A 15086-nucleotide genomic window follows, 5' to 3' on the forward strand; every position below is an offset into this window, starting at 1 on the left:
CGCCCCCCGGTACTCGTCGAAGCCAAGGACCCGCCCGCAGCCCAAGCCACCAACCCCACCCCGAGCTCGGAGCTCCGAGCTCCTCTACCCCGCCTGTAGCGCCAGCGTCGGGGACAGCTTTGCCGCGCGGACCGCTGGGTAGAGGCCGGCCACCGTGCCGATGGCCAGGGTTGCTGCGAAGCCGCCTGTGACGGCCCAGAGGGGGACGACCCAGGGGAGGTCGCCGGCTCGGGCGTACACCGCTGTGGCCGCGCCGCCCAGGGCGATGCCGGCCAGGCCGCCCAGGCCCGACAGGAGCAGGGACTCCGTGACGAACTGGATGCGGATCTGGCCCTTGGTGGCGCCCAGGGAGCGGCGCAGGCCGATCTCGTGGCGGCGTTCGAGGACCGAGATGATCATGGTGTTGGCCACGCCTACGCCGCCCACCAGCAGGGCGATGCCGCCCAGGCCGAGGAGGAGGGTGCTGAAGGCGCCCTCGGTGGCGGCCTTCGCTTGCAGGGCCGCCGACGGGTCCGTGACCGAGACCGTGCTCGGGCTCTCGGGGTTGGCCGTCTTCGCGATGAGGTCGCGGACCTGCTGGACGCGGTCGTCGGCGGAGCGCTCGTAGACGGACGTGGGGTGGCCGTCGAAGCCCAGGAGGCTCTGCGCGGCGTCCCAGCCGATGAGTGCCGAGCGTTCGATCTCCGGCGCGAGGGGGATCGGGTCGAGGATGCCGATGACGGTGAAGTACTGCCCGGCGATGAACACCTGCCCGCCCGGCGCGGTGATGCCCAGGCGCTCGGCGGTGACGTGTCCGAGGACCACGGACGGGTAGCGGCCCGTCGCGTCGTTGAGCCAGCTTCCGCTCTGCATCCGGGCCCGGAGGGTCTTCAGGAGATCGCCCTGCGCCGCCTTGAGGGCGATGCCGTTCGTCTCCTCCTTCGGGATGTTCTCGCTGCGGCGGACGGACTCCATCACATCACCCGTCGTGCCGACCGATTCGACCCCGTCGATGCGGGCGATCATGCCGGGGGCGTCCTTCGGGAGCTTGGTGTCCTGTCCCGAGAACATCGACGGGCCGGGCGTCGCGACCATCATGTTCGTGCCGAGCTTGTCGAGTTCCTGGAGCAGCTTGGCCTGGCTGGACGAGGAGATGCCGACGACCGCGATCATCGTCGCGATGCCGATCGCGATCCCGAGCGCGGACAGGAACACCCGCATGGGCCGCGAGCGCAGCCCCGCCGATCCGACGTGGAAGACGTCGCGGGGGCCGAGGCGCGGCGGCGACAGCTTGCGCGCCTTCTTGCCGGCCGCGCGGGACGTCCTACGGGACTCCGCGCGGGACGTCGTACGGGACTCTGCGCGGGACTTCGTACGGGCACCCATTACGCGCCCACCCCCAGCGCGTCCGCGTTCCAGACGTCGGCCACGATCTCGCCGTCGCGGATGCGGACCTGCCGGGGCAGGCTCGCCGCGATCTCGTTGTCGTGGGTGATCACGGCGATGGTGGCCCCGTCCTGGTTGAGCTCATGGAGGAGTTCCATGACCGATTCGCCGGACGCCGTGTCGAGCGCGCCCGTCGGTTCGTCGGCGAGCAGCAGGTCCGGTTCGCCCGCCACCGCGCGGGCGATCGCCACGCGCTGTTTCTGCCCGCCGGACAGTTCGTGGGGCCGGTGGTCCATGCGGTCGCCGAGGCCGACGCGTTCCAGGGCGCGTTCCGCCCGGCGGCCGCGTTCGGCGCGGGAGAGGCCGGAGTACAGCAGCCCCTCGGCGACGTTGGCGCGGGCGCTGATGCCGGGGACGAGGTGGAAGGACTGGAAGACGAAGCCGACGTGGCGGGAGCGCAGGGCGGAGAGGGAGCGGTCGGAGAGGCTCGCGATGTCGTATCCGGCGATGGCGACGCGGCCGGCGGTGGGCCGGTCGAGGGTGCCGACGATGTGCAGGAGGGTGGACTTTCCGGAGCCGGACGGGCCGACGATGGCGAGGAGTTCGCCGTTCAGGACGGTGAGGTCGACTCCGCGCAGGGCCGCGACCCCGCCGGGGTACTCCTTGGTGACGCCGGTCAGTTCGACGACCGCGTGGGCGTGTTGGTTCATGACGCGGGGACCCCTACGAGCATGCCCTCCTTGAGGGCGTCCCCCTTCACTTCCACCCTGCCCTGGCCGAACATGCCGAGCTCGACCTTGACCTCGCGGACCTTGCCGTCCTCGACGACCTGGACGCCGAAGCCGCCTGCGGCGAGGGCGAGGAGCGAGTTGACCGGTACGGAGAGCACTCCCTTGCGGACCTCGCCCGTCAGGCCCACCGAGACCGGGGACTGGTCGGGGCCGGTGGCCTCGGCGGGGTTGTCGAGGGCGACCTCGACGTCGACCTTCGGCTTCTTGTCGCCGCCGCCCCCGCCACCCCCGCCCGCGCCGCCCGAGGACGGGTCGTCGCCGTTGGCGGTGGTGCCGATCGAGCTGATCTTGCCCTTGGCGGTGCCCCCGCCGGGCAGGCTCACGGTCACCGGGTCGCCGGTCTTGACCTTGCCCGCCTTGGCCACGTCGAGCTGGAGGCGGACCATCCGCTCGGTGCCGGTCAGGGTCATGACGGGCTTGCCGGCGGCCGCCTCGTCGCCGACCGCCATGTCGTTCTTCTGGATCCGCTGGGGTCCGGAGGCGAAGGCGATGTCGCCCTTGCCGACCTCGCCGGTCTCCTTCGCCTTGTGGGACTTCTGCCAGCGCCTGACGGCGGTGGCCGTGCCGTCGGTGAAGGTGCCGTCCGAGGCGTCCAGGCCGGTGCCGAAGCCGAGGGCCTGGAGGTTCTGCTTGAGCTGCTTGACGTCCTCGCCCTTGTCCCCGGACTTCAGGGACCGGTACATGGGGGTGGAGCCGTACATCAGACGCACCGGCTTGCCGTTGACCTCGTAGAGCTTGCCGTCGCGCTCGACGGAGCTGCCGGCGGGCGCCACCCAGGTCAGGGTCGCGGAGCCGGACCCCGACCCGGACCCCGACCCCGACCCGGACCCGGAGCCCGACCCGGATCCCGCCCCCGCCCCGCCGGCGCCCGGAGCACCCCCCGCCCCACCGGCAACCCCCGCACCCCCAGCCCCGCCCGCCGCGTCCGCGCCCACCGCGTTGAGCTTGCGTTCCTTCGCGAAGCCGAGCGTCCCGTCGGCCTTGAAGCCGGAGCTCAGGTCGCCGAGCGTGACCGGGGACGTGGCCCCCGGCAGTCCGTCCGCGCGGCCCTGCTTCGAGCCGCCGCTGCCGCCGCCGCTACCGCTGCCGCCGTCCGTTCCGGCCTGGGCGACGACCGCGTACCCGCCGCCCGTGACGGCGAGCACGACGGCCAGCGAGCCCAGGACCCACTTCTTGCCCTTGCTCACTGGTCGGCGCTGCACTTGTTGAGCTGGGCCATGAAGGCGTCCTTGTCGGCGCCCTCGGGTATCGAGAACCCGGTCCGCGCGTTCCCGTTGAACTCCGGGTCGGGCATGTCGAAGCCGTTGTCCCGCATGCACTTGGCCTGCTTCAGGGCCTTGTCCTTCTCGGCCTGCGGGACCTCGCCGCCGGAGCCGGGGCCCTTCATCCCGCACTTGTCCATGGCCTTCTTCAGGACCTCCTGGTCCATGCCCGCGCCCAGCGTCATGCCGCGCGGGTCCTCGCCGGGCTTCGGGTCCGGCATGTCGACGCCGTTCTCGCGCAGGCACTTGCGCATCTTGAGGGCGTTGTCGGCGTCCGCACCGCCACCGCCGCCGCCCGTGCCGCTCGAGTTCGAGGAGTCCTTCTTCTCGTCCTTCTTTCCGTCCGAGCCGCCGGCGCCGCCCGTGCAGGCGGTGACGAAGAGGGTGAGGCCGGTGAGGAGCGCGGCCGTGGTCATGGTCGTGGATCGCTTCATGGGCCCGAGACTGCGCGAACAGCGGGTTTCGCTTCTCTAACGGCTCGTGCTTACAACGGCGAAATGCGCCTCTCCGGTAAAGAGGACGGCATGCGAGTTCTGGTGGTGGAGGACGAGGAGTTCCTGCGGGAAATGATCGCCGAGGGGCTGCGGGGCGACGCGCTGGCCGTGGACGAGGCGAGCGACGGCCTGGAGGCCCTGCGACGCCTGCGCCTGGGCGCGTACGACGTCCTCGTCCTCGACCGCGACCTGCCGGGCCTGCACGGCGACGAGGTCTGCCGCCAGGTGGTGCGCGAGCGGCTGCTGACCCGCGTCCTGATGCTGACGGCCTCCGGGACCGTACGGGACCGGGTGGAGGGCCTCGGCCTCGGCGCCGACGACTACCTCACCAAGCCCTTCGCCTACGACGAGCTGCTCGCCCGCGTCCTGGCGCTCGGCCGGCGCGCCCAGCCGGCCCTGCCGCCGGTGCTGGAGCGGGCGGGGGTGGCCGTGGACGTCGCGCGGCGCACCGCCACCCGGGAGGGGCGCCGGCTGGCGCTGTCCCGCAAGGAGTTCGCCGTCCTGGAGTCGCTGCTGCGCGCCGAGGGCGCGGTCCTCAGCAGTGACGACCTGATCGAGCAGGTGTGGGAGGAGGACACCTCGTACAGCACCAACGCGGTACGGGTGACCCTGAGCAAGCTGCGCGCCAAGCTGGGGGAGCCGCCGCTGATCGAGACCGTTCCGGGCGCCGGGTACCGGATCGGTGATCCACGATGAGAGCAGTGCTCCATTCCGAGCGCGCCCGTCTCACCGTCCTCTACGGCTCCCTGCTGCTCCTCGCGGGCGGCGGCCTCATCGCGCTGATCAACATCCTGCTCCGCAACGGCCTCTACACCCGCATCAACGGCGCCGTCATGACCACCAGGCCGGGCTATGCCGACCAGCTGCCGAACGTGGTCCCGGGCCAGCGGGTCCCCGTACCCGCCCAGAGGATCGACTCGGGCACCGGCCTCATTCCCGTCCCCGGCAGCGGCCCCGTCATCAGGCCCAGCACCGACCAGCTCAGACAATGGCAGGCCACACAGAACCTGACCGCAGCCGTCGAGCAGGCCACCCTCCACGAGCTGCTGGTCGTCTCCCTCGTCGCCCTCGCCCTCTTCGCCGTCCTGTCCATCTGGCTGGCCTGGTGGATGGCCGGCCGCGTCCTGCGCCCCGTCGGCGTGATCACCGAGACGGCCCGGCGGCTGTCCGGCGCGAACCTCCACGAGCGGATCGGCCTCCAGGCCCCGCCCGGCGAACTCAAGCGGCTGGCGGACACCTTCGACGGGATGCTCGACCGGATGGAGGAGCTGGTCGGGGCGCAGCGCCGGTTCGCCGCGAACGCCGCCCACGAGCTGCGCACCCCGCTCGCCGTCCAGCGGGCGGCCGCCGAGATCGGGCTGGCGGGGGACCCGCCGCCGGCGAAGGTGGCCCGGATCCGTTCCAAGCTCATCGAGGTCGCGGACTCCAGTCAGCACCTCGTCGAGTCGCTGCTCCTGCTCGCCGTCTCGGAGGAGGGCCTGGAGGCGACGGAGCCGGTGGACCTGGCGCGGCTCGCGGAGGCGGAGCTGGCGGGCATCGAGGGGACGGCCCCTCAGGACCTCCTCGTCGTACGGGATCTCGCGCCGCTGACCGTCGCGGGCGACCGGACCCTCCTGGGGCACCTCGTGCGGAACCTGCTGGCCAATGCCGTACGTCACAATCGCGCGGGCGGCCGCCTGGAGGTGGCGACTTCCCGGGAGGGGGTGCTGACGGTGTCCAACACCGGTCCGGTGATCGAGCCGGGGGACGTGCCGCGGCTGTTGGAGCCCTTCCGGCGGCGGGCGGAGCGGCAGCATACGGCGGGCGAGGGCGCCGGGTTGGGGCTTTCGATCGTCGCGTCGATCGCGCGGGCGCACGGGGCGGAACTGACGGCGCGGGCCAACCCGGCGCCGGGCGGCGGGTTGATGGTGCGGGTCTGGTTCCCGGCCGGGTCACCGGCTGCGCCACCCGCCGGGGAAACGCCGGGCGCTTGACCGGTCAACAAAAATGAAGATCGGCTGTGTACGGTCGGGTCAATGAGCAAGCACGCCCGAGCCGGCTCCCGCGCGCCCCGTCCGTCCGGCACACCCGGTTCGTCCCGCCCGACCCGGCGCTCCCGCGCCGGCGGCAAGCGGCGCGCCGACGGTGCCTCCCGGGGCTCCCGCGGCTCGCGCCCGCTGGCCTTCGCGGCCGCCCTGGGGCTGCTCGGTTTCGGCGCGGGCTGGGTGTACCTGGCCCACGACCCGCCGGCCAACGCCGCGGCCCGGGTCGCGGCCGACGCCCGGCCGCCGGCCGAGGAGCGGGCCGCGCGGGCGGCCGAACGCGACCCCCTCCAGGGCCTGCCCGAGGTCAGCGAAGCGACCCGGGCGAAGATCCCCGCGGACGCCCGCCAGCTCATCCTGGTCACCGGCAAGGCGAGGGACTCCTCGGAGTCCACCGCGGCCCTGTACACCCGCCCGGCGGCGGGCGCGGACTGGGCGAAGAGCGACAGCTGGCCCGCGCGCAACGGAGCCAAGGGCTGGTCCACGGAGCGTACGTACGGGGACCTGACCTCCCCCGAGGGCGTGTTCGCGCTCACCGACGCGGGCGGGCTGCTGGCGAAGCCGCCGGGCACGAAGTTCCCGTACGACCAGGACGGCTCCTTCGTGGCGACGGGCCGCGGGGTCAACGGGGAGTCGCTGCGCGGCTCCTTCGACTATGTCGTCGCCATCGACTTCAACCGCAAGACGGGGGTGAGTCCGCTCGACCCGACGAAGCCCGAGGGCGAGGAGAAGGGCGGCAACATCTGGCTCCACGTGGACCACGACGGTCCGTCGCAGGGCTGCGTGGGCATCCCGAAGGCCGCGATGCAGAAGGTCCTGGAGACCCTCGACCCGGCGGCCAAGCCGGTCATCGTGATGGGGCCGCAGGGCTTCTGACGGGCTCGCCCGCGGCAGGCTCCCCGCCCGCGGCAGGCTCCGCCCCGGCCGCCGCGGACTTCCCGCCCGCAGCGGGGTCGCGGGCCAGCAGGGCGATGTAGGCCAGGTCGAACACGGCGCACAGCAGCCCCAGTCCGAGGATGAAGGGCGCGTCCTCGAGGACTCCGAAGAGGAAGGTCGGCGCGAGCGTGCCGAGCCATTTGGCGACGGCCATGACCAGCGACTGGCCGTGCCGGCCGCCCCGGCTCGCGTAGAGGGCGATGAACAGGCCGGACATCAGCAGGTTCTGCAGGAACGCCGAGTAGCGGCTCGAGTCGTGCGTGCCGAAGTGGGCGACGAAGAGCCACTGCACGGCGAAGGCGCTCGCGAAGACGAGCACGCTCCAGACGGCGAACAGCGGCCGGGTCACGAAGCCGGGCAACTCGGCCCGCCCGTAGCGCAGGTACGTGTACACGATGACGATGTCGGCGACGGCCCACACCACGTTGACGACGGCCTGCGCCGTGACTCCGGAGTTGTGGAACTCGTAGTAGGCGTAGGTGGTTTCCCACGCGAAGTTCAGCGCGAGCGCGGCGACCGGCATCGCGTAGGTCCGGTCGCGCAGCCCCACCCGGATGGCCTCGATGTACACGAGGGTCCAGGCCAGCCCGCTGATCAGCGTAAGAAAGAGATCCACGGGCGGCACCCTAGCGGGCGGCCCGGACCCCGCACATCCCCCCCGGAGGTTACGGACCGAGGTCCGCCCCCCCCCGGTTACCGGCTCCTCGCCTCGGCCAGCCGCCGGTCCAGCTCATCGTCGAGGTCCCGCTGCTCGGCGGCCGTGGGGTCGTAGCCGTTCCACAGCTGTAGGGCGGCACGGGCCCGCTCGGCCTGCGAGTCCTGCTCGGCCGGGGTCACGAGGCGGTCGCCTTCATACGCGCACCCACTGCACCGGAGACGGTCGCCCGAGGGAGGCCGCGGTGCAGAGTTTCGGTACGTGGGATCCGTCGGAGGATGCCACCTTCGCCGGACCGGTCGAGAGCGCTGCGGTGGCCACGACGAGCGCGTCCACCACACACTCGTGTCCGTCGAGTCCGGCCGCCTCAAGTAGCTCGGCGGCCTTGTCGGCCACTTTCTCGGTCACAGGGACGACAGTGAGGCGGGACCTCTGCCAGGCCAGGCGCTGTCCGGCCCGGCCGGTGCGTCGGACCTCGGCAATGGTTGCGGCGCTGATGGCCGGCGCGTAGCCGTCCAGTCTCGCCAGGTCGATGAGGGCTGCCATGAGTGGATCATCGTCGGCCAGCAGGGAAAACGGCTGGGCGTCGAGTACGAAGACTGCTCCCACCATCGAGGGCTCCGCCCGGGGTACTACTCGCCTCGCCATGCGCGCAGCGCCTTCTCTCGTACCTCATCGGTCAGCGGACCGATACGGCGTTCGTGGTCCTCGACGATCTCCTGAGCATCGAGGAGCGCCAGCCAGTGCTCGGCGGCCGCATCCACGAAGCTCGAAAACCCGCCCGCGCCCGCCCGCTCCTCGATCCGCTCGGCGATGGAGCGCCGTATGGTCACCGACTTCTTCACCGTGATCTCGGACATGCGGGCCTCCGTGGGTGCGAGCGCTCTGGTTCCCATGCACTCACGATCCCACTATTGGTAGCACCCTGCAACACCCGATCGGGTGTATTGCACCCACCCCTTGCCTGACGACCCGTCAGCTACGACGATGGCCCCCGCACCGGTATGACGAATCGGCAGTCGAGGACGAGGCGGGTACGGCCCATGGCGCGCGTGTTTCCGGAAGGTCGGCTGGTCTACGGGATGCAGCTCCCGATCCAGTCGCAGAGCACCATCTACGCCGAGCCCTGGGAGGCGACGGCCGGCGCGGCCGACCTCGCGGCGGTCGCGCGGGCGGCCGACCGGGCCGGCTTCGGCTACGTCGCCACCTGCGACCACGTGGCCATCCCGCGGCACATGGCCGGCCCCATGAGCACCATCTGGTACGACCCGATCGCCACCCTCTCCTTCCTGGCCGGGATCACCGAGAACGTGCGGCTGCTCAGCCACGTCGCGATCCTCGGCCTGCGCCACCCGCTGCTCAGCGCCAAGCAGTACGCCACCGTGGACCACCTCTCCGGCGGCCGGCTGATCCTCGGCGTCGGCGCCGGGCACGTGAAGGAGGAGTTCGAGGTGCTCGGCGTGGACTTCGCGCGCCGCGGGGCCGTCCTCGACGAGACCCTCGACGCGCTGCGCGCCGCCCTGGGCCCCGAGGAGTACCCGGAGTTCGAGGGCGAGCTGTTCTCCTTCAAGGACCTCGGGCAGCTGCCCCGCCCCGTCCAGGCCCGGATCCCCGTCTGGGTGGGCGGGTCCTCGCCCGCCGCCGTCCGCCGGGCGGCCGTGCGCGGCGACGGCTGGCTCCCGCAGGGCGACCCGCTCGACAAGCTCCCGGCGCAGATCGCCCGGATCAAGGAGCTCCGTGCCGAGGCGGGGGTCACCGGACCCGTGGAGTTCGGCGCGATCACCGCGCCGCTGTACGTCGGCGAGCCCGGCTGGGACACCGGCCGGCGGGCCCTCACCGGCAAGGCGGAGGCGCTCGCCGAGGCGCTGCGCGCGTACAAGGCGATCGGCATCGACCAGATCCAGGTCCGCTTCCGCAATCGCGACCGGGCCGAACTCGTCGACCAGATCACGGCTTTCGGGTCCGAAGTGGGCCCCCTCCTCAACGACTAGCGACTACGACTAGGGGTACGGCATGGGCAAGCTGGACGGACGCGTCGTCATCATCACGGGTGCCGCGCGCGGCCAGGGCGAGCAGGAGGCCCGGCTCTTCGCCGCGGAGGGCGCCAAGGTGCTCCTGGGCGACGTGCTGGACGAGCAGGGCACGGCGGTCGCGAAGGAGATCGGCGAGGACCGGGCCCGGTACGTACGGATGGACGTGAGCCGGGAGGAGGACTGGGCGGCCGCCATCGCGGCGGCGAAGGAGGCCTTCGGCGAGGTCAACGGCCTGGTCAACAACGCGGGCATCCTGCGCTTCAACGAGCTGACCGCGACCCCGCTGGAGGAGTTCCAGCACGTGGTCCAGGTCAACCAGGTCGGCGCCTTCCTCGGCATCAAGTCGGTGGCCCCGGAGATCGAGGCGGCCGGCGGCGGCACGATCGTCAACACCTCCTCGTACACCGGCCTGACGGGCATGGCGTACGTGGGCACGTACGCGGCGACCAAGGCGGCGATCCTGGGCCTGACCCGGGTGGCCGCGCTGGAGCTGGCCGCGAAGAACATCCGGGTCAACGCCATGTGCCCGGGGGCCGTGGACACCGCGATGGCCACCCCCGGGAACACGAATCCGGCGGACCTGCCGCAGGAGGCGCGCGACGCCATGGCGGAGCTCTACAAGCGCGTGGTGCCGATGGGCCGGGTGGGTCAGCCGGAGGAGATAGCCAAGCTGGCGCTGTTCCTGACCAGCGAGGACTCCTCGTACATCACCGGCCAGCCGTTCGTGATCGACGGCGGCTGGATGGCGGGCGTCAGCATCATCTAGCTCCCCCCGACCATATCTGATGGAGCGTCAGGTATTGACGCTCCGGCCCCCGCGATGGAACAGTCGTGACATCGAATCTGACGCAACGTCAGAAACAGAAGGACGGTGAATCCCCTTGGAATTCGGGCTCTTTGTGCAGGGATACGTGCCTGAGGCACGGTCCAAGGTCGACCCCGAGGCAGAGCACAAGGCGCTGATCGAGGAGACCGAGTACGTCATCCAGGCGGACAAGTCCGGGTTCAAGTACGCCTGGGCCTCCGAGCACCACTTCCTGGAGGAGTACTCGCACCTTTCGGCGAACGAGGTGTTCCTCGGGTACCTCGCTCACGCCACCGAGCGCATCCACCTCGGCTCCGGCATCTTCAACCCCCTCGCCCCGGTCAACCACCCGGTCAAGGTGGCCGAGAAGGTCGCCATGCTCGACCACCTCTCCAAGGGGCGCTTCGAGTTCGGCACCGGCCGCGGCGCCGGCAGCCACGAGATCCTCGGCTTCCTTCCCGGCATCGAGGACATGAACGGCACCAAGGAGATCTGGGAAGAGACCATCGCCGAGTTCCCCAAGATGTTCCTCCAGGAGGAGTACGAGGGGTTCCAGGGGAAGCACTGGTCGCTCCCGCCGCGCAAGATCTTCCCCAAGCCGTACGGCAAGGCCCACCCGGCCATGTGGTATGCCGCCGGCTCCCCCTCCTCGTACGCCATGGCCGCCAAGAAGGGCCTCGGAGTCCTCGGCTTCAGCGTCCAGAAGGTCTCCGACATGGCCTGGGTGCTGGAGCAGTACAAGACCGCGATCCAGGAGGCGAAGGCCATCGGCGCCTTCGTCAACGACAACGTCATGGTCACCTCGACCGCGATCTGCGCCGAGACCCACGACAAGGCCGTCGAGATCGCCGTCAACGCCAACATGAACCGCTTCCAGTCGCTGGTCTTCCGCTACCACGACACCTTCCCGCGCCCCGAGATGATCCCCGAGTGGCCCGAGATCCTCCCCGAGTACAACGCGGAGATCATCGAGCTGCTGATCGAGGAGGAGCTGCTCATCTGCGGCGACCCCTCCGAGGTGCGCGCCCAGTGCAAGCGCTGGGAGGAGGCCGGCGCCGACCAGCTCTCCTTCGGTCTGCCGACCGGCGTCTCGCCCGAGGACACGATGACCACCATCAAGCTCATCGGCGAGCACGTCATCCCGCACATCGACACCGACCCGGTGCACCGCACCACGCGCTTCCGCGAGGCCGTCTGACCCGGCGGGGGAACTCGGGGCGGCGTCTTCCCGGACCGCCGCCCCGGAACCGGCCCCGGCCGGAGCCATGCCGAGGCCGCGGCCGGCCCGGCGGACTCCGGCCGGGGCCCTGGGCTGTGCCCCGCACGTGCGGCGCCGTCGCCGGGGTCCGGGGCGGAGCCCCAGGGGGCGGCGCGCAACGCGAACGCGAACACCGGCAGAGAGGACGTCATGCTCGACCACCTGATCAAGGGCGCCACCGTCGTGGACGGCACCGGCGCCCCGGCCCGCGTGGCCGACGTAGGGATACGCGACGGCCGGATCGCCGTCATCGCCGAGCCCGGCACCGTCAGCGAAGAGGCCCGGACCAGCGAGGACGCGACGGGCCTCGTCCTCACCCCCGGGTTCATCGACCCCCACACGCACTACGACGCCCAGCTGTTCTGGGACCCGTACGCGACCCCCTCCATGAACCACGGAGTGACCACCGTCGCGGGCGGCAACTGCGGATTCACCCTGGCTCCCCTCAACCCCGCCCGCCCCGAGGACGCCGACTACACCCGCCGCATGATGAGCAAGGTCGAGGGCATGGCCCTGGCCGCACTCGAAGAGGGCGTCGACTGGACCTGGTCCACCTTCGGGGAGTACCTCGACGCGCTCGACGGCCGCATCGCCGTCAACGCCGGCTTCATGGTCGGCCACTGCGCGCTGCGCCGGCACGTCATGGGTGAGGACGCCGTCGGCGGCCAGCCGAGCGAAGAACAGATGCAGCAGATGCTCGACCTGTTCCACGACGCCATGAACGCCGGCGCCTGGGGCCTGTCGACCACCCAGTCCTCCACCCACTCCGACGGCTCCGGCGCCCCCGTGGCCTCCCGGCACGCCAAGCCCGAGGAGCTGCTCGCGCTCTCCCGCGCGGTCGCCGAGCACGAGGGCACCCAGCTCGAAGCGATCGTCGCGGGCTGCCTGGACCAGTTCGCCGACGAGGAGATCGACCTCTTCGTCGAGATGAGCGCGGCCGCCGGACGGCCCCTGAACTGGAACGTCCTCACCATCGACGCCTCCGTTCCCGAGCGCGTGCCGCGCCAGCTGATCCCCAGCGAGCGCGCCCGCAAGGCCGGCGGCCGCATCGTCGCGCTGACGATGCCGATCCTGACCCCCATGAACATGTCGCTGGGCACCTTCTGCGCCCTCAACCTCATCCCCGGCTGGGGCGAGATCCTGGGCCTGCCCGTCCCCGAGCGCATCGCGAAGCTGCGCGACGCCGACGTGCGCGCCGAGATGCTGGTCCGGGCGGCCAGCAAGGAGGCCGGGGTCTTCCGGCGCCTGGCCAACTTCGGCCGCTACGTCATCGGCGACACCTACAGCGAGGCCAACGAGGGCCTGTCCGGCCGCGTGGTCAACGACATCGCGGCCGAGCGCGGCCAGGACGCCTTCCAGTGCCTGGTGGAGATCTGCGCCAACGACGACCTGCGTACGGTGCTCTGGCCCATGCCGACCGACAACGACCCGGCGAGCTGGGCGCTGCGCGCCGAGACCTGGCAGCACGAGGACGTCATGCTCGGCGGCTCCGACGCCGGCGCCCACCTGGACCGGATGTGCGGGGCCCCGTACACGACCCGGTTCCTCGGGGACTGCCTGCGCGGCCGCAAGCTGGTGCCGCTGGAGCAGGCGGTACGGATGCTCACCGACGACCCGGCCCAGCTGTTCGGGCTGCGCGAGCGCGGCCGGATCACCGAGGGCTTCCACGCGGACCTGGTGCTCTTCGACCCGGAGCGGATCGAGGCGGGACCGGCCACGCTGGTGCACGACCTGCCCGGGGACAGCCCGCGGCTGGACGCGCGGGCGATCGGCATGGTGTCCGTACGCGTCAACGGCGTGGAGACCATCCGCGACGACGAGGTCACGGGGGCGATCCCGGGGATCGTGCTCCGTTCGGGCCGGGACACGAGGACGGTGAGCACGCGATGACCGCGCAGGAAGCTCCGCAGAAGCTCTACATCGGCGGCGAGTGGGTCGAGCCGGCGGGCGGGCACTACGAGGTGGTCAACCCGGCGGACGAATCCGTCGTCGGGCTGGCCCCCGAGGCCTCGCGCGGGCAGGTCGAGGACGCGGCGCGCGCCGCGGCCGCGGCCTTCGAGGGCTGGTCGCGGACGAAGCCGGAGGAGCGGGCCGCGATCCTGGACCGGGCCGCGGACATCATCCAGCGCGAGTACGAGCCCTGGGCGGCGCTCGCCCAGGCCGAGACGGGCGCCCCCACCGGGATCGCGCGCGGCATGCAGGTCGGGGTGGGCGTGGCCCGCTTCCGCCGGTACGCGAAGGGCGCGCTGGAACCGGTCGAGCGCGGGCTGCCGCCGCAGGTCACCGAGGCGGGCCCGATGGGTGCGGCGAGCATCCTGGGCGCGCTGGAGGTGCGCCAGCCGGTCGGTGTCGTCACCTGCATCACCTCGTACAACAACCCGTGGGCCAATCCGGCGGGCAAGGTGGCCCCGGCGCTGGCCATGGGCAACACGGTGGTGGTCAAGCCGGCCCCGCAGGACCCGCTGTCGGTGTTCCGGATGGCCGAGGCGCTGCACGAGGCCGGGGTACCGGCGGGCGTGGTGAACGTGGTCTCCGGCACCTCGGTGGAGGTCGGCGAGGCGGCCGTGGACTCCCCGGACGTGGACATGGTGTCCTTCACCGGTTCCACGGGCGTCGGTCAGCGCATCGCCGAGGTCTGCGGCCGCACGATGAAGCGGCAGCTGATGGAGCTGGGCGGCAAGGGCGCGGCCGTCGTCCTGGCGGACGCGGACCTGGACGCGGCGGTGATGGGGATCGGGACCACCTTCTCCTTCTACTCCGGGCAGATCTGCACGGCTCCGACCCGGGTGATCGTCCACCGGTCGGTGTACGAGCAGCTGGTGGAGAAGCTGCAGGGGTACCTGGCCTTCATGAAGGTCGGCGACCCGTCGGTGCGCGGCACCGTGGTGGGCCCGGTCATCTCGGCGGCGCACCGGGACCGCGTGGAGTCGTACATCGAGCTGGGCAGGAAGGAGGGCGCCCGGATCGCCTTCGGCGGCGAGCGCCCGGTGGTCGGTGAAGGTGCTGGTACGGGCAAGGGGTTCTACGTGGCCCCGACGCTGCTCGTCGACTGCACGAACGACATGCGCGTGGTCCGGGAGGAGATCTTCGGGCCGGTCGTGGTGGTGGTCCCCTTCGACGGGGATGAGGACGAGGCGGTGGCGCTGGCCAACGACAGCGACTTCGGCCTGATCAGCTACGTGTGGTCCGCGGACGCGGCGCGCGCCTTCCGGGTGGCGCGGCGGCTGCGGGCGGGCGGGGTCGGCGTGAACACCATCGGGCGGAACATGGAGGCGCCCTTCGGCGGCTTCAAGCGGTCCGGGGTGGGGCGGGACGTGGGCTCGTACGCACTGCACGCCTACAGCGAGATGCAGTCGATCGTCTGGGCGTGACCACGGGCGTGACCGCGGGCGTGACCAAAAGTTGACCTGGAAAGTTTGAAACCGGTCAAAACGGACAGTGCTGCGGTTTCCGTATGGCGAAATAA

Annotated in this window: 16 protein-coding genes; 8 read left to right on the top strand and 8 right to left on the bottom strand. The window is 71.6% G+C overall.

Features of this window, described 5'->3' with window-relative positions; all coding sequences use genetic code 11:
- Window positions 1–84 precede the first annotated feature (84 nt).
- From AC3IX6_RS21425 to AC3IX6_RS21440, 4 genes are read right to left on the bottom strand one after another with little or no spacing between them, the layout of a single operon-like run.
- On the bottom strand, window positions 85–1365 hold the full coding sequence (locus tag AC3IX6_RS21425; protein WP_489363657.1) for an ABC transporter permease: 1281 nt from the start codon (window positions 1363–1365) through the stop codon (window positions 85–87).
- A complete protein-coding gene (locus AC3IX6_RS21430; protein WP_266957322.1) occupies window positions 1365–2075 on the bottom strand; it encodes an ABC transporter ATP-binding protein in 711 nt (236 codons plus the stop codon). The genes AC3IX6_RS21425 and AC3IX6_RS21430 overlap by 1 nt, the downstream gene beginning before the upstream one ends.
- Window positions 2072–3343, bottom strand: a complete 1272-nt coding sequence (locus AC3IX6_RS21435; protein ID WP_489363659.1) for a peptidoglycan-binding protein — start codon at window positions 3341–3343, stop codon at window positions 2072–2074. The genes AC3IX6_RS21430 and AC3IX6_RS21435 overlap by 4 nt, the downstream gene beginning before the upstream one ends.
- Window positions 3340–3852, bottom strand: coding sequence for a hypothetical protein (locus AC3IX6_RS21440; protein ID WP_489363661.1), 513 nt, complete (start codon window positions 3850–3852; stop codon window positions 3340–3342). The genes AC3IX6_RS21435 and AC3IX6_RS21440 overlap by 4 nt, the downstream gene beginning before the upstream one ends.
- A 90-nt stretch (window positions 3853–3942) precedes the next feature.
- Between AC3IX6_RS21440 and AC3IX6_RS21445 the strand changes: the two genes are divergently transcribed.
- Genes AC3IX6_RS21445 through AC3IX6_RS21455 form a run of 3 tightly spaced genes read left to right on the top strand, consistent with a single transcriptional unit; the run spans window position 3943 to window position 6809 of the window.
- Complete coding sequence (locus tag AC3IX6_RS21445; RefSeq protein ID WP_250742641.1) at window positions 3943–4608, top strand: response regulator transcription factor; 666 nt, start codon at window positions 3943–3945, stop codon at window positions 4606–4608.
- Window positions 4605–5885: a sensor histidine kinase gene (locus AC3IX6_RS21450; protein WP_489363663.1), complete on the top strand. Its 1281-nt coding sequence runs from the start codon at window positions 4605–4607 to the stop codon at window positions 5883–5885. The genes AC3IX6_RS21445 and AC3IX6_RS21450 overlap by 4 nt, the downstream gene beginning before the upstream one ends.
- Window positions 5886–5927: 42 nt before the next feature.
- The gene (locus tag AC3IX6_RS21455; protein ID WP_489363665.1) at window positions 5928–6809 is read left to right on the top strand and encodes a L,D-transpeptidase family protein; all 882 of its coding nucleotides are present in this window, start codon (window positions 5928–5930) and stop codon (window positions 6807–6809) included.
- Here the strand turns inward: AC3IX6_RS21455 and AC3IX6_RS21460 are convergent.
- The 4 genes from AC3IX6_RS21460 to AC3IX6_RS21475 all read right to left on the bottom strand — a co-directional run bounded on the left by AC3IX6_RS21460 (window position 6781) and on the right by AC3IX6_RS21475 (window position 8384).
- Complete coding sequence (locus AC3IX6_RS21460; protein WP_489363667.1) at window positions 6781–7485, bottom strand: transmembrane-type terpene cyclase; 705 nt, start codon at window positions 7483–7485, stop codon at window positions 6781–6783. The genes AC3IX6_RS21455 and AC3IX6_RS21460 overlap by 29 nt on opposite strands.
- Before the next feature lie 77 nt (window positions 7486–7562).
- On the bottom strand, window positions 7563–7706 hold the full coding sequence (locus tag AC3IX6_RS21465) for a hypothetical protein (RefSeq protein ID WP_489363669.1): 144 nt from the start codon (window positions 7704–7706) through the stop codon (window positions 7563–7565).
- Window positions 7707–7719: 13 nt separating this feature from the next.
- Entirely contained in the window at window positions 7720–8136 is a 417-nt protein-coding gene (locus AC3IX6_RS21470) for a PIN domain-containing protein (protein WP_489363670.1), read from the bottom strand.
- 20 nt (window positions 8137–8156) lie between these two features.
- On the bottom strand, window positions 8157–8384 hold the full coding sequence (locus AC3IX6_RS21475) for a hypothetical protein (RefSeq protein ID WP_489363672.1): 228 nt from the start codon (window positions 8382–8384) through the stop codon (window positions 8157–8159).
- Window positions 8385–8567: 183 nt separating this feature from the next.
- Between AC3IX6_RS21475 and AC3IX6_RS21480 the strand changes: the two genes are divergently transcribed.
- From AC3IX6_RS21480 to AC3IX6_RS21500, 5 genes are all read left to right on the top strand, one after another.
- Window positions 8568–9515, top strand: coding sequence for an LLM class F420-dependent oxidoreductase (locus AC3IX6_RS21480; RefSeq protein WP_489363674.1), 948 nt, complete (start codon window positions 8568–8570; stop codon window positions 9513–9515).
- A gap of 22 nt (window positions 9516–9537) precedes the next feature.
- Window positions 9538–10323 (top strand): SDR family NAD(P)-dependent oxidoreductase, encoded by a 786-nt coding sequence (locus tag AC3IX6_RS21485; protein WP_489363676.1) that lies wholly within the window; start codon window positions 9538–9540, stop codon window positions 10321–10323.
- 115 nt (window positions 10324–10438) lie between these two features.
- Complete coding sequence (locus tag AC3IX6_RS21490) at window positions 10439–11560, top strand: LLM class flavin-dependent oxidoreductase (protein ID WP_489363678.1); 1122 nt, start codon at window positions 10439–10441, stop codon at window positions 11558–11560.
- Window positions 11561–11770: 210 nt separating this feature from the next.
- Window positions 11771–13510 carry an N-acyl-D-amino-acid deacylase family protein gene (locus AC3IX6_RS21495; protein WP_489363680.1) on the top strand — a complete coding sequence of 580 codons (1740 nt, stop codon included), beginning with the start codon at window positions 11771–11773 and terminating at the stop codon, window positions 13508–13510.
- Window positions 13507–14991, top strand: coding sequence for an aldehyde dehydrogenase family protein (locus AC3IX6_RS21500; RefSeq protein WP_489363682.1), 1485 nt, complete (start codon window positions 13507–13509; stop codon window positions 14989–14991). Before AC3IX6_RS21495 ends, AC3IX6_RS21500 begins: the two co-directional genes overlap by 4 nt.
- Window positions 14992–15086: the final 95 nt, after the last annotated feature.

The organism is Streptomyces sp. GL_141 (assembly GCF_057834385.1).

What these genes read in the sequence shown, in the direction of transcription:
- AC3IX6_RS21425 (WP_489363657.1), bottom strand. Translation starts at nt 1,365, where the DNA reads ATGGGTGCCCGTACGAAGTCCCGCGCAGAGTCCCGTACGACGTCCCGC.
- AC3IX6_RS21430 (WP_266957322.1), bottom strand. Translation starts at nt 2,075, where the DNA reads ATGAACCAACACGCCCACGCGGTCGTCGAACTGACCGGCGTCACCAAG.
- AC3IX6_RS21440 (WP_489363661.1), bottom strand. Translation starts at nt 3,852, where the DNA reads ATGAAGCGATCCACGACCATGACCACGGCCGCGCTCCTCACCGGCCTC.
- AC3IX6_RS21445 (WP_250742641.1), top strand. Translation starts at nt 3,943, where the DNA reads ATGCGAGTTCTGGTGGTGGAGGACGAGGAGTTCCTGCGGGAAATGATC.
- AC3IX6_RS21450 (WP_489363663.1), top strand. Translation starts at nt 4,605, where the DNA reads ATGAGAGCAGTGCTCCATTCCGAGCGCGCCCGTCTCACCGTCCTCTAC.
- AC3IX6_RS21455 (WP_489363665.1), top strand. Translation starts at nt 5,928, where the DNA reads ATGAGCAAGCACGCCCGAGCCGGCTCCCGCGCGCCCCGTCCGTCCGGC.
- AC3IX6_RS21470 (WP_489363670.1), bottom strand. Translation starts at nt 8,136, where the DNA reads ATGGTGGGAGCAGTCTTCGTACTCGACGCCCAGCCGTTTTCCCTGCTG.
- AC3IX6_RS21475 (WP_489363672.1), bottom strand. Translation starts at nt 8,384, where the DNA reads ATGTCCGAGATCACGGTGAAGAAGTCGGTGACCATACGGCGCTCCATC.
- AC3IX6_RS21480 (WP_489363674.1), top strand. Translation starts at nt 8,568, where the DNA reads ATGGCGCGCGTGTTTCCGGAAGGTCGGCTGGTCTACGGGATGCAGCTC.
- AC3IX6_RS21485 (WP_489363676.1), top strand. Translation starts at nt 9,538, where the DNA reads ATGGGCAAGCTGGACGGACGCGTCGTCATCATCACGGGTGCCGCGCGC.
- AC3IX6_RS21495 (WP_489363680.1), top strand. Translation starts at nt 11,771, where the DNA reads ATGCTCGACCACCTGATCAAGGGCGCCACCGTCGTGGACGGCACCGGC.
- AC3IX6_RS21500 (WP_489363682.1), top strand. Translation starts at nt 13,507, where the DNA reads ATGACCGCGCAGGAAGCTCCGCAGAAGCTCTACATCGGCGGCGAGTGG.